The organism is Corallococcus caeni (assembly GCF_036245865.1).
Taxonomy (GTDB): Bacteria; Myxococcota; Myxococcia; order Myxococcales; family Myxococcaceae; genus Corallococcus; species Corallococcus caeni.
On record NZ_BTTW01000006.1, the window covers coordinates 270,447 to 284,066 of the forward strand.

At 72.3% G+C, this 13,620-nt stretch carries 7 protein-coding genes; 3 read left to right on the plus strand and 4 right to left on the minus strand.

Going from position 1 to position 13,620, the window contains the following annotated elements:
• The first annotated feature begins 52 nt into the window (after nucleotides 1-52).
• The 3 genes from AABA78_RS25420 (at nucleotide 53) to AABA78_RS25430 (ending at nucleotide 4,433) form a co-directional block, all read left to right on the plus strand.
• Complete coding sequence (locus AABA78_RS25420; RefSeq protein WP_338266594.1) at nucleotides 53-1,759, plus strand: DUF1592 domain-containing protein; 1,707 nt, start codon at nucleotides 53-55, stop codon at nucleotides 1,757-1,759.
• Nucleotides 1,756-3,183, plus strand: coding sequence for a DUF1552 domain-containing protein (locus AABA78_RS25425; protein WP_338266597.1), 1,428 nt, complete (start codon nucleotides 1,756-1,758; stop codon nucleotides 3,181-3,183). The genes AABA78_RS25420 and AABA78_RS25425 overlap by 4 nt, the downstream gene beginning before the upstream one ends.
• Before the next feature lie 62 nt (nucleotides 3,184-3,245).
• Nucleotides 3,246-4,433 carry a lytic polysaccharide monooxygenase auxiliary activity family 9 protein gene (locus AABA78_RS25430; protein WP_338266598.1) on the plus strand — a complete coding sequence of 396 codons (1,188 nt, stop codon included), beginning with the start codon at nucleotides 3,246-3,248 and terminating at the stop codon, nucleotides 4,431-4,433.
• Here AABA78_RS25430 and AABA78_RS25435 read toward each other — a convergent pair.
• The 4 genes from AABA78_RS25435 to AABA78_RS25450 form a co-directional block, all read right to left on the minus strand.
• Nucleotides 4,379-4,600, minus strand: a complete 222-nt coding sequence (locus tag AABA78_RS25435) for a hypothetical protein (RefSeq protein WP_338266601.1) — start codon at nucleotides 4,598-4,600, stop codon at nucleotides 4,379-4,381. The genes AABA78_RS25430 and AABA78_RS25435 overlap by 55 nt on opposite strands.
• 12 nt (nucleotides 4,601-4,612) lie before the next feature.
• Entirely contained in the window at nucleotides 4,613-7,510 is a 2,898-nt protein-coding gene (locus tag AABA78_RS25440; RefSeq protein ID WP_338266604.1) for a carboxypeptidase regulatory-like domain-containing protein, read from the minus strand.
• A gap of 114 nt (nucleotides 7,511-7,624) precedes the next feature.
• A complete protein-coding gene (locus AABA78_RS25445) occupies nucleotides 7,625-10,879 on the minus strand; it encodes a carboxypeptidase regulatory-like domain-containing protein (protein ID WP_338266605.1) in 3,255 nt (1,084 codons plus the stop codon).
• A gap of 39 nt (nucleotides 10,880-10,918) precedes the next feature.
• Nucleotides 10,919-13,576: a carboxypeptidase regulatory-like domain-containing protein gene (locus tag AABA78_RS25450; RefSeq protein ID WP_338266606.1), complete on the minus strand. Its 2,658-nt coding sequence runs from the start codon at nucleotides 13,574-13,576 to the stop codon at nucleotides 10,919-10,921.
• Between the last annotated feature and the right edge of the window lie 44 nt (nucleotides 13,577-13,620).

Here is a 13,620-nt window from a genome sequence, read left to right on the forward strand (position 1 = left end):
CCTGACGCCTCCCCAGTGGGATGACCTCCAACGAACGGAGGCGCTTCCCCCCATGGCGCGACGTCGATACTGGATGAGTTCCGCGCTGCTCGCGGCCTCCCTGAGTTTCATGACTGCCTGCGAAGGCCAGATTTCTGACGCGGCGAATCCGCGCAATCCTGGCTCCGGTGGCGGCAACCCGGACGGCACGAACAATCCCCCTCCAGCAGTGGAGCAGCCGGCGCGCTCGGTGCGCGTCGCGCGGCTGACGCATGCGCAGTGGGTGAGCAGCGTGAAGGACCTGCTCAAGCTGGACGCGGCGCCCACGGCGCTGGCGCAGACGTTCCGCGCGGATCCGTCCCAGAGCGGCTTCCTCTTCGACAACGACGCCCGCGCGCTGTCGGTGGATGAAGCGCTGTGGGGCGCGTACCAGCGCGCGGCGGCGGACCTGGCCGGGCAGGTGGCCACGGACGCGACGAAGCTGGGCAAGCTGCTTCCTCCCGGCAGCACCACGGACGAGGCGCGCGCGAAGGCGTTCGTGGAGTCCTTTGGCCTGCGCGCGCTGCGCCGCCCGCTGAGCGCGGACGAGGTGGAGGCGTACCTGGCGCTGTACCGCAAGGGGCCGCAGGCATACCCGACGATGGCCGCGTTCCAGGGCGGCCTGCGGATGGTGCTGGAGGGCTTCCTCCAGTCGCCCCTGTTCCTCTACCGCGTGGAGCGCAGCACGCAGGCGGCGGACGGGAAGGTGCCGCTGGACGCGTTCGAGGTGGCCTCCCGGCTGAGCTACGCGCTCTGGAACTCCATGCCGGACGACGCGCTGTTCGCCGCCGCCCGCGAGGGCCTGCTGTCCCAGCGCGAGGGCGTGGCCGCCGAGGCGCGCCGGATGATGGCGGACCCCCGGGCGCGCGGCGTGGTGGACGCCTACCACCAGGTCGTCTTCGACGTGCCCCGCTACGGGCGCATCCTCCCCAACCCCACGCGCTTCCCCAACGTCACCACGAAGCTGGCGGAGTCCGCGGCGAAGGAGAACGCCCTCTTCGTGGAGGACGTCGTCTTCGGGCGCAAGGGCCGCTTCGCGGACCTGCTCACGTCGCGCGACACCTTCGTCAACGACGAACTGGCGCGCATCTACGGCCTCACCGGGACGTTCACCTCCGCCTTCGTGCCGGTGACGCTGGACGGCACGCAGCGGCGGGGCGTGCTCACGCAGGTGGGCTTCCTCGCGTCGCACGCGACGTCGGTGGACCCGGACCCCATCCACCGGGGCGTGTTCCTGTCGGAGCACCTGCTCTGCCAGAAGATTGGCGCGCCGCCGGCCAACATCCCCGCGCTGCCCGCGCCCAACGGCCGCACCAACCGCGAGGTGGTGGCGTCGCACACGGAAGGGCCCGGCACGGTGTGCGCGTCCTGCCACGCGACGCTCATCAACCCGCTGGGCTTCCCCTTCGAGAACTTCGACGCCGTGGGCGGCTACCGCACGACGGACAACGGGCACCCGGTGGACGCGTCCTCCTCGCCGGGCATCGGCGGGCAGAAGGTGCCGGTGAAGGACGCGCTGGACCTGGCGGACGCGCTCGCGAACGCGCAGGCGGTGCACGCGTGCTACGCGCGCCACTGGGTGGAGTTCCTCAGCGGACGCCCCGCGGTGGCGGAGGACGACGCGCTGGTGCAGCGGCTGGGCAAGCTGTCGCAGGCGGGACAGCTGTCCATCGTGGACCTGGTCGTGGAGGTCGTGACGGGCGTGGGCTTCGTGAATCGCCACCCGGAGGAGCTGCCGTGAAACTGAGCCGTCGACGCGTGTTGCAGGGCCTGGGTGGCGTCGTGCTGGGCCTGCCGGTGCTGGAGGGGCTCTTGCCCCGGAAGGCCCAGGCTGCGGAACCCGGCGCGCTTCCGTACGCCATCTTCCTTCGTCAGGCGGATGGCGTGGCCACCGCGCAGACCACCTCGGAGCTGGGCAGCGAGCCGGAGCGCTTCTGGCCGGAGCCGCTGGGCAACCTCACCACCACCACGCTCGCGGGCAAGTCGCTGCTGGAGCTGGCGGACCACCGCGCGCGCCTGCTGGTGGTGCGCAACGTCAACATGAAGGACTACAACTACGGGGACGGCCACGCCCGGGGCGCGCTCCAGTGCCTCACCGCGCGGGGCCCCGCCGTGGAGGGCGCGGGCGGCAACTCGGAGGCGTCCGGCGAGTCGCTGGACCACCGCATCGGCCGCGAGCTGAACCCGCAGAAGCGCGACTCGCTCTTCCTCTACGCGGGCAGGGCCGGCGGGTGGCTGGGCGGTCCCTGCATCTCCCACCGGGGCAGCGCCTCGCGCCGGGCCGCGCTGCATGACCCGTGGGTGGCCTACCAGACCATGGTGGGCGGCCCCGGAGGCCTCACGCCGGAGGCGCGCGAGCAGCTGCTGGTGCGCCAGAAGAGCCTCAACGACCTGGTGTCGGGCCAGCTGAAGGCGCTCCAGTCGCGGCCGGAGCTGAGCAGCACGGACCGGCAGCGCCTGGACCTGCACCTGTCCAACGTGCGCGACCTGGAGGTGGCCCTGAGCTGCCGCGCCCGCGCGGACGAGGAGCTGCGGTTCCAGAACGAGGCGCCCGGCTACAACAGCACGGACGGCGACAAGGTGCTGGCCTCGGTGCGGCTGCACATGGACATCGCGGTGCTGGCGGTGGCGTGCGGCACCACGCGCTCGGTGGCCATCCAGGTGGGTGACGGCAACGACGGCTCCACGCGCTACCGCGACCCGACGACGGGGCAGTTGATGGAGAACTTCCACTACATCTCCCACCGCCGGCTGTCGCACGACGCGCAGGGCAGCGTCATCGCCGGGTCGGACCTGCTGCACTCGCGCGTGGACGCGCAGTTCGCGCAGACCTTCAACTACCTGCTGGACCGGCTGGCGGCCTACTCGATGCCGGACGGCAAGAAGCTGGTCGACCAGGGCGTGTCCGTCTGGTTCAACGACCTGGGCAACGGGCCGGCGCACTCGGCGCGCAACGTGCCCTTCATCCTGGCGGGCAGCTGCAACGGCTACCTCAAGCAGGGCGTGGCGGTGACCGTGGCCAGCGGCAACAGCAACCCCAACCTCAACAGGATGCTCAACACGATTGGCGCCGCGGTGGGCCTGAAGAACGCGGCCGGGGGCCCGCTGGACGACTTCGGCGACCCGGCGCTGCCCAAGGGCCTGCTGACGGAGTTGCTGGCCTGAGCGGCCGTTGACCCGATTTGCCTCCGCCTTTCCTCCTTTGTTTTCGAACAGAGGAGGAAGGGATGTTCCCAGCAATCCGCAGGGCCTTCACCGCATCGCTCGCTTTCGTCTCCCTGCTGTCCGCCGGTCCGGCGGCGGCGCACGGCTCCATGGAAGTTCCCCTGAGCCGCGTCTACGGATGTTTCAAGGAAGGGCCGGAGAGTCCCAAGTCCGCCGCGTGCAAGGCCGCGGTGCAGGCCGGTGGGACGCAGGCGCTGTATGACTGGAACGGCGTCCGGCAGGGCGCCGCCAACGGGCGCCACCGGGAGCTCATCCCCGACGGCAAGCTGTGCAGCGCGGCCAATGAGAGCCACAAGGGCCTGGACCTGGCGCGCACGGACTGGCCGTCCACGCTGATCAGCCCGGACGGCAACGGCCGCTTCGAGTTCGTCTTCCACGCCACCGCGGTGCACGCCACGGGCTACTTCCAGCTCTTCGTGACGAAGGAGGGCTACAACCCCGCTCTGCCCCTGAAGTGGTCGGACCTGGAGGCGTCGCCCTTCTGCAACGTCACCAACGTGTCCGCGGTGAACAACCGCTACCGGCTTGACTGCCCCTTCCCTGCGGCGCGCACGGGAGCGCACGTCATCTACGCCATCTGGCAGCGCGCGGACAGCCCGGAGGCCTTCTACGCCTGCACGGACGTGAAGTTCAGCGACACGCCGCCCCCGCCGGTGCTGTGGAAGGAATTGGGCCAGGTGCAGGCGCGTGAGGATCTGCCCAAGGCGAGCAAGGTGACGTTCCGCCTCTTCGACAGCGCGGGCCGCGACGCCGAGTCCCATCCCCTGACGCTCGACGCGGCCACGCCCGCGGCCACGTGGATGTACCGGCTGGCGCAGCAGGTGAACGCGGGCTCCAGCCGCGTGCAGGTGGGCGTGCTCCAGACGACGGGCACCGTGACGCCGGTGCAGGACGCGCTGGGCAACCGCGTGTACGCGAAGGAGACGGGCTACACGTTCCAGGTGGACATCGAGAAGCCCTCCACCGGCGGCAGCGACGGCGGCACGGACGGCGGCACCGGCGGGAGCGCGCAATACAAGTACCCGGCGGGCATCGACAGCTACACGGCGGGCACGCTGGTGGAGGGCACGGACGGGCTCATCTATCGCTGCAAGCCCTTCCCGTACTCCGGTTGGTGCAAGGGCGTGGCGTCGTACTACGCGCCGGGCACGGGCATGGCCTGGCAGGACGCGTGGGAGCGCGTGCCGTAGCGCGCCTCGCGCTGGACATGGAACGGGCCGCCCTTCCAGCGGAGGGGCGGCCCGGGGACTTCCCGCGCGCAGGCGAAGAAGGGGCGCACGTCCAGCACGGCCGACGGGTGGCACATGCGCGCGATGGAGGTGCGCAGCGCGCCCGCCACGCGGATCCAGGGAAACACCCCCCGGAGGCCTCAGGGCGGCGCCGCCTCCACGGTGAAGGCCACCTCGCCCCGGGGTGGAATCTGGACCCTGCGGGGCGTGAAGCGCTGCTCGGACTCCGGATCGATGGGGCGGGCCTCCAGGAGGTACTCGCCCGGTTCGATGCCCCGGGCGAGGACGGTGCCCTGGGGGGCGAACTCCTGGTAGGGGAAGCCCACGGGACCCTCCACGTACCGCAGCCGGATGAAGGCGGGCAGCGGCTGGCCGTCCGTGTCCCGGGCGGTGAAGCGCACCTTCGCGGCCAGGTCCAGGGGCACGGTGAGTGTGTCCACGCGGGACGTCACCTCGTGTTGGAACGGCCGCGCGTCGTGGGCCTTGAGCTCCAGGACGAAGGGCGGGGGAGGCAACTGCGTCAGCGTGTAGCCCCCGTCTTGCGGGACGACGTTTCGGGGCCGCGCCAGCGCACGGGCGAGGTCAGGGTCCGAGGGCTCCGTGAGCTTCGCCTTGAGGGTCCCCACGTCGGAGAGGACGTCTCCCGTCTCCGCGTCGTGGAGGACCAGCCGCAGCGTCCAGCCCGGATCCAGCGTCAGCACGCCCAGGTCCTGGTCCAAGCCCTCCGTCTGGGTCACGTCGCGTTGCAGCGGGGTGAAGCCGGAGGCCTGCACCGTGAGCGTCGCCGGCCCCGAGGTGTCGAAGGGAAGGTCGAAGACGCCGTCCGGCCACGCCTCGGGCTGCGCTTGAGTCTGGAGTCCCGCGCCCTTCACCTGGAAGGAGGTGACGGCCTTGCCCCCGGGTTCCACGACGCGGCCCCGGAGGCGTCCGTCGCGCTCCAGCACCAGCCGGAGCGGCGCCGCGCCGGAGTCCACCCACAGGCCGCCAGTCTCCGGGGAGGGTTCTCCTCCCTGCGAGCGCTGGGGGCGGAAGGAGTGGCCCGGCAGGGAGGCCCACAGCGCGTAGCGGGGCGCCACGAGCCCGCGCAGGGTGAAGCGTCCGTCCGGGCCCGTGCGGAGGCCGGGGGGGACTTCCTCGTCCGAGCTCCCACCCCACCGCGACTCCTCCTCGTCGGGGAGCGCCGCGGTGATGGCGACGTCCGCGAGCGGCTGGCCCGCGCCATCCACCGCGATGCCAGAGCGCTCGCGGCCTGCCTCCAGGCGCAGGGACACGTCCCGGTGCTCCCGCCCCTGGAACATGATGGCCTGCGACACCGAGACCTCCATCAGGTCCCCCCGGATGGCGGCCTCCAGGTGGTACGGGCCCGGGGCAATCCCTTGCAACTGGAAGCGGCCCTGCTCATCCGTCATGGCCTGCCGCGGCTGCTCTTCCGGCAGGAACTCCTCCGCGTCCTCGCCGTCCTTCGACAGCGTCACGGTCGCGTCCCGCAGCGGCAGTCCCCGGGGGTCGGTGACGGTGCCGGAGACGGAGGCGCCCCGGTCCAGCACCACCACGACCTCCCGCGAGGGGACGCGCACGTCGATGGTGAGGCTCTGGAAGGAGGGATCCTCCACGAGCAGCCGCGCCGTCCCCGCGCGCTGGACATCCAGGACGAAGCGCCCCGCGGCGTCCGAGCGCTGGGCCCCGCTGGCGAGGAGGTCGTCCCAGTCTCCCAGGATGCCGGAGAGCTCCAGGCGGATGCCCTCGAGCGGAGCGCCCGACGTGTCGACGACGCGGCCCTCCACGCTCTTCGCGCGCCGGAGCGTGAAGTCCAGCGGCGCCATGCCCGGCTGGAGCTTCTGGGCCGTGACCTCCAGGTCCAGGTGATGCGGCGCGAGGATCCGGAAGGTATGCGGCCCGGGACGCGTGGGCCCCATCCGGTAGCGGCCCGCGGCGTCCGTCACGGCGTCCGCTTCGGCGGCGAGGGGCCCGCCGTCCTCCCGGTAGGTCTCCACGCGCGCGTCCGGGATGGGCTGCCCCGTGTCGTCGCGCACCGAGCCTTCCAGCATCACGCCCCGCTGGAGCCGCAGCTGCACGTGCTCCATGGGAGGCGTCACGTCCAGCGTGGCGAACGCGCCGCCGGAGCCGGTGCTGAGCTGGTGGGCGACGGCGGGCGCGGTGAAGCGGAAGCGCCCCGCGTCATCCGTCGTGGTGCGCTGGACGGAGGCCGTCGCGGTGTCCCCCTCCAGGAGGACCTGGAGGCCCGGCACTGGAGTGCCTTCCTCGGACACGACCTGGCCCGCGACGGGGAGCGTGCGCGCGAGCACCACGGGGTCCAGGCCGTCAGCGGATTCCAGCTCCGGCTGGAACCACGAGGACGCGCCGTCCGCGGTGACGAAGGCGGCGTAGCGGCCCTGGGGCAGGGGGCCCGCGACGAAGTGGCCCTCGGCATCGGTGGTCGCGTCGAAGAAGCGCGTGTGCCAGCGGGAGACGAGCGTCACCCGCGCATCGGGGATGGGCGTCTGGTCCGGGGCCGTGACGCGCCCCTGGAAGAGGACGCCCTGCTCCAGCGTCAGCTCCACGTCGTCCGAGCCCACCGGCACGCCGCCCTGTGACACCGCGCCCGTATCGCCCAGGGCCCAAAGCGTCACGCTGCCCTCGGGCAGGCCGTCCAGCGCGAAGCGCCCTTCCGCGTCCGTGGTCGCCTCCGCGAACACCGGCGCTTCGCCGTCGCGGGCCTCCACGGCTTCGCCCTGCATGCGCTCGAAGTCGAAGCCGCAGCGCCCCGTCTTGAGGAGCGGGGCCCGCGCGTCATCCTGGCCGGAGGGGGAGGGGCAGGGCCGCTCCGACAGCGTGACCCCGGGCTCCACTCGGGACGCGGAGACGCGCACGCCCGCCGCCGCGCCGTGGGTCCCCAGCACGCGGCCCGCGATGCGCGCGGTGCCCACGGGACGCGGGGGCGTCGTGAGCTGGGACACGCGGGGCTTCGGCGTCACGGCGGCCGCGGAGGTGGGCGGAGGCGCGTCCTTCGCGGACGACGCGGGCCAGGGGGTCCACATCAGGAGCGCGAGGAGCCCGGCGACGGCGAGCGCGCCTGCTCCCAGCCAGGGCTTCAGTCCCCCTCGTCTCGCGGTCCCCATGCGCGGCAGGATAGCGGGCCCCTGTGTCGTGCGTCAGCGCGCGAGGGGAAGCCACACGGGCCGCACGTCGCGGGACAGCGTGCCTTCGGCGGGCACGTCCAGCTCCTCGCGGTGGAGCCGGTCCTTGTCGCGGGTGCTCGCGAGGACGGTGTAGTGGCCCGCGGCGACGCGGCGGAACGTGACGGACCTGCCGGTCCATTCCTCCAGGGGGCGTCGCTGGAGGCCCAGCAGGTCGAGGTCCCTGGCGCTGGCGGGAGCGGAGGGCTGGCCGGGCAGCAGGACCACGCTGTCGACGTCCTCCGTCAACCGGAGCGTGACGGTGGCGCCGCTGTCCAGCGCGTCGAAGTCGAGGGTGACGTCGCCGCTGGGCGGAATCCGCACGCTGCGGGCAGGAAAGAGGGTGTCGTGCACCGCTTCCACCGCCCAGGCCGTCACCGTGTAGAGCCCGGGGGGCACGGGGCTCAGGGTGAAGTCTCCCGGACCGACATCCTGGTACTGCGTCAGCCTGTCCGAGCGCGTGAAGGTGAGCCGGGCCTTGAGCGGCTGGCCCTTCGCGTCGCGGATGTGGCCCTTCACCCGGGCGCCCGCGTCGAGCGGGAGCGTGATGCGCTCCTCCTCCGCGCCCACCCTCGCCCGCGACGGCAGGTGGAACTGGGTGTTCACGAAGAGCGTGAACGCCGTGAGGGGCATGTGCTCCAGCAGCAGCGTGCCATCCTCGCGGGGCGCCACCCAGCTGGGGTGTTGGAAGGGCGGCCCGTCCGCGGCGCCTTCGGCGTGGACCTGACAGCTGACGGCCGCCGTGAACTCACGCCCGTCATCGTCGAGCCTGCTTCCGTTGTACGGCTTCCCCGTCGAGGCCTCGCGCAGGAGCACCCTCACGGTCCTGCCTCGCGTCAGCGTGACGGTGCCCAGGTCCAGGTCGTTCTCCCCGTCCGGCGTGACGGTGCGATCCTCGGGCGCGAAGCCCTTGGAGCGCACGAGGAGCCGCTGGGCGCCGGTGGCTTCGAACAGGCTCTGGTCGAAGCGCCCGTCCGGGTTCGTGTACCGGAGGCCATTCACGTCGAAGGACTCCAGCGCCACGCCGCCCTCCGCCACCACCCGGCCCCGCACGTGCGGGATGCGCCGAAGCACCAGCCGGACCTCCTCCGTGTCGCGGCCCACCACGACGGACGTGTCGTCGCCGCCGGCAAGGACCCCCTGCGAGGCGGAGGTGGCCACGACGTGCTCCGGCAGCCTCGCGGTGAGCACCTGGCGGGCCGCGCTCAGGGAGCGCAGGGTGAAGCGGCCTTCGGCGTCCGTGCGGACGCCCTCGGGGACGAGTCCTGGCCTGGACTGCTCGCCCCGGTAGCGGGGCCGGTCCGCTTCCAGGACCTCCGTGCGGAGGGCGACACCGGGCAGGGGCCGCCCCTGGAGGCTCACGACGACGCCTCGCAGGGTCCGGCCTTCCTCCAGCCGCAGCGTGACGGACGGCGCCTCTCCCGTCTGGACGTCCAGGGGTTGGGAGGCGTGCACGTCCACGGCCCGTCCAGGCACCCTCGCCTCCGCCACGTAGCTGCCCGGGGACACGCCCTGGAGGGTGGCCTGCCCGTGGGCGTCCGTGACCTCCACCCGGTCCGCTTCGCCGCGCGCGTCGCGCTTCCAGAGCGTCACCTGGGCGCCACGCACTGGCGCTCCCGCCGCGCTCAGGACGGTGAGGGACACCGGGATGCCCCGGCGCAGCACCATCCGCACGGGCTCCGACGGAAGCTCCACGGCGAGGCGCTGAAGCACGAAGGTCGCGTCGTCGACGTCCAGCCACGCGGGACCCTCCGCCGCCGCGTCCAGGACGAAGCGTCCGGCTTCGTCCGTCACGGCGTGGTCCGTGATGAACTCCACCTCGGAGGGCGACACCGGGCCCGGGTGGAGCTGGACCGTGCGGCCCGCCAGCGGCTGGCCCGCTTCGTCCACGAGGATGCCCTCCACGGAGGCGGCGCGCGGCAGGGTGAAGTCGAGCGACTCCTCGACCTTGCCGAGCTCCTGGTACTCCGGCTCCACGTCGACGTGGTGCTCGGCTCGGACCGCCACGAAATGCGGCAGCCGGAACAGGGGGCCCAGCCGGTAGCGCCCCTGCGCATCCGTGACGGTCTGCCCGCGCTGGGACGGCGCGTTCGCATCCCGGAGATCCGCCTGGACCCGGGCGCCGGGAATCGGCCTTCCGGCGTCGTCGCTGACGGTGCCGTGGATGACCATGCCGGGCCCGAGTGTGAGGACCACGTCCTCGCGGGGCTCCGTCCTGACGGAGGCGAAACCGTCATGCGCCGCCGTCTCCGCGAAGAGCTGGCCGGGCGGGCCTTCGACGGACCGGAAGGAGAAGCGCCCCCGCGCATCCGTGATGGCGGTGCGCGACTCGGGCGTGACGCTGGGCGTGTCCAGCCGGACGGAGACGCCGGGCGCGGGTGCCCCCTGCTCCGTCAGCACCGTGCCCGCGTACTTCGCGGGGCGGTCCAGGATGAAGGTGCCGTCCTCCAGGGGATCCGCCCGCATGCGCAGCAGGGGGCCGCGATCCTCGACCGTGACGAGGATGCCGTAGTCGCCCGGAGCTACGGGCCCGATGCGGAAGCGTCCATCCGCGCCGCTGGTCGCGGGGAAGAAGTGCGTGTGTTCGTGGGAGAAGACGGTGATGCGCGCACCCACGACCGGCTCGCTCCCCGGGGGCTCGTTCAGGACGATGCCCTCGAAGAAGAGGCCTTCGTCGAGCACGAGGACCACGCCCTGCTGGCCCGTCGTCACGTCAGGGCGCATCGCGACGCTCTGGCCGCGGGTGGCCTGGAGCGTGACGCTTCCCCCGGGAAGTCCGTCCAGGAAGAAGGTGCCGTCCTCCGCGCTGGTGGCCTCAGCGACGGTGGGGGCTTCTCCTTCGCGTTGATCCACCTGCTCCACCAGCTCGTCGAAGGCTTCATCCGGGCACTGCATCAGCCGGAGCGGCGGCTCACCGGGAACCGAAGGCGCGCTGTCGGAAAGAGGGCAGGAGCGCTCCGACAGCGTGACCTCCGGCTCCACACGCGAAGCGGACACGCGCACGCCCGCGACGGGCCCTCGCGCATCGCGCACGACGCCGGTGATGCGCGGACCTCCGGCGGAGTTGGACGAAGCCTGTCCCACGCTGAAGCGGGCGAAGAAGCCGGAGGCGCGGGTGGAGCTCTGGGACGCAGGACCCGAAGCGCCCTCATCCCCGCGCAGGGCGAAGAAGGCCACGAGCAGCATTCCGGCGACGACCGCGACCCCGGCTGCACGATTTCCCCTGCGCATGCGCCGCGTCTCCCGAGGTGCGAAGGCGCAGGATAGCCGCTAGCGGGTCGGGTCGGGCAGCAGCACCGTGACGGTCTCCTGGTTCGCTCCGACGATCACTTCCTGGGCGATCGTGCTCCGCGTCCTCTGGACGGAAAAGACGACGGGGGCGAAGGGCAGTCCGTCCAGGTCCGCGCCTCCCTCCGCATCGAGGCTCCCCATGAAGATGGGAAGGAGATAGGTGCGGGCGGAGAAAGGGCGCTCGTCGGTGGCCTCGATGGTAACGCCCACACCCGCGAGTGGCGCGCGGGTCGCCTCATCCAGGATGAGGAAGCGCACCTCGCGGCCACGGGTCATCCGCAGCATCCCGAGGTCGATGTCCTGGCCCGGGCTCACGACGAGCTCCCTCATGGAGTCCAGGAAGCCCTTCGAACTCACGATGAGGAGTGCGCGCCCATCCGCCGGCAGCGGAAGGTCGAACGTCCCATCCGGGCCATGGACGGTCGAGGACCCCACCCTGACCGTGTAAGGCAGGGGAGCACCGTCTTCATTCACGACCTGTCCTCGCAGGTGGGGCCTTCGCTCCAGGACCAGCTGGATGTCCTCCTCGCCCGTCGCGACAATCAGCGTGGCGGGGTCGGGCGTTCCGCCCCGGGAGCGCGCGGGCGCGAAGTCATGGCCCTCCTTCCACGCGATGAGCTGATGGCTCGGCGCTGTCAGGTGCTTGAGGACGAAGCGGCCATCCGCTCCGGAGACCACGCCGCGCTCGCCATGGGAGCGGCAATCAGGCCCACCGGTCCGCCACGGTGGGATGTCCTCCAGGGTGAGGCAGGCGTGGACCCGGGCGCCAGGCATTGGCTGTCCCTCGGTGTCGACGGTCCTCCCCTGGATCGTGCGTCCCTCCTCGAAGCGCAGCGACACGCGCGCCTGAGTCCGCTCCTCCAGGTCCACGGCCTGGGACACCGTGTGCTCGATGCCCGGCGTCTGGAGCCGGGCCTCCACCACGTAGTGGCCGGTCTCCAGACCCTGGAATGCGAAGGCGCCCGCCTTGTCCACGAGCGTGGTGCGGGGGCTCTCGCTCTGGGGCGCGGTGTCCCAGAGCCGGAGGCTCACGTTGGACATGGGCCGTCCCTTCGCATCCACGACCGTGCCGGACACGGAAGCCCCCCGGCCCAGCACCACGCGGACGCCCGTCGACGGAATCACCACCGCCTGTTTCACGGCGCGGAAGTCTGGAGCGTCGACGAGGAGGTGGCCCGCGCCTCCCTCCTCGCTGTCCACGATGAATCGGCCCGCGTCGTCGGACCGGGCGGTCTCGAGGTCGGAGTCGAAGTCCCCTGGGGCCTCGGAGGCGCCGCGGGTACGTCTGAGCTCCACCTCGACCCCTGGCAGGGGCGCTCCGTCGGTGTCGACCACGAGCCCTTCGACCGACAGGGCCCGCCGCAGGGTGAAGTCCCATGGCCCCGCATGAGGCCCATCCAGTTTGATGTCCTGCCAGGCATCGAGATGGTGCTCGCACCGCAGGAGGACCCTCGTGCTGGACTTGAGCAGCGGCCCCATCCGGTAATGGCCCGCTTCATCGGTGACGGCCATGGGCGAGGGGCGGCCTCCCAGGTCCTGCCACCGGAGCCTCAGGCGCACGCCCTTCAGGGGCCTGCCCTGCTCGTCCCTCACGGTGCCCTCCATGAACAGGACGGGGTTCATCCGGAGGACCACGGTACTCGGCGGTGTGGCCAGGGCCTCGCCGAAGGTGGTCCCGTCCTCGGAGCGAGCCCAGAGCTGGTACGAAGTCAGGGGAACGTCGTCGAAGGCGAACCTGCCCCGTGCATCGCTCCGGGTGGTTCGCGTGTCGTCAACGTCCTCCCGGGGGGCCATGTGGACGGCCAGGCCGCTCGCGGGCCGGCCCTCGGGGGGCAGCACCACGCCCTCCAGCCGGAGCTGAGGCTGGAGCTCGAGCGTCACGTCCACGTCGGCGTCGAGCCAGACGTCCTCACGGAAGGCCCTTGTCCGCCAGCCCTTCGCGCTCGCGACCTTCAGGTAGCGGCCCGGCGGCAGGGGCCCGACGCGGAAGCGCCCCTGGGCATCCGTGAGCGCATCGAAGTAGCGGGACCCGGCCTCGTGGATCACCGTCACGAGGGCCCCTGGAATGGGATCGTCCTGGAGCCGATCCACCACCACGCCGGAGATGAAGACCCCCTCCTCCAGCGTCAGCGTCACGCCGTTGCTGCCCGCCTGGATGTCCGCCCGCACCGTCGCGCCCGTGTCGCCCAGGGCCCAGAGGGTGAAGGTGCCCGCCGGCAATCCCTCGAGGACGAAGGTGCCGTCCTCCGCCGTCGCCGTCCGCGCGAACTCGGGCGCTTCGCCCTCGCGGGCCTCCACGAGCCGCGCGACCTTCTGCGCCAGGAAGGGGGCGTCCGCCCGTCGCGGCTCCCGTGAGCCGGAATGAAGGGCCGGTGAAGCCTCCGGGAAGAGACGCTCCGACAGCGTGTCCGCATCCACCTGGGAGGCCGACACCTGCGCGCCCGCGACGGGACCGCGCGCATCGCGCACCACACCCGTGATGCGCAGCGAGCCCTCCGCACGCGGTGCTCGCGGCGCCATGTCGCGCGCTCCCGCGCCCACCGCGTTCGCGCTCGGGTTGCTCGGACTGGCGGAGGGGTCACGGCCTTCCGGAGCCCGGAGTGACACCACGGCCACGCCCAGTCCGAGGACGAGCACGGCCGCCCACCACCCCAGCTTCCTCGCGCGCATGCGCGGTCAGG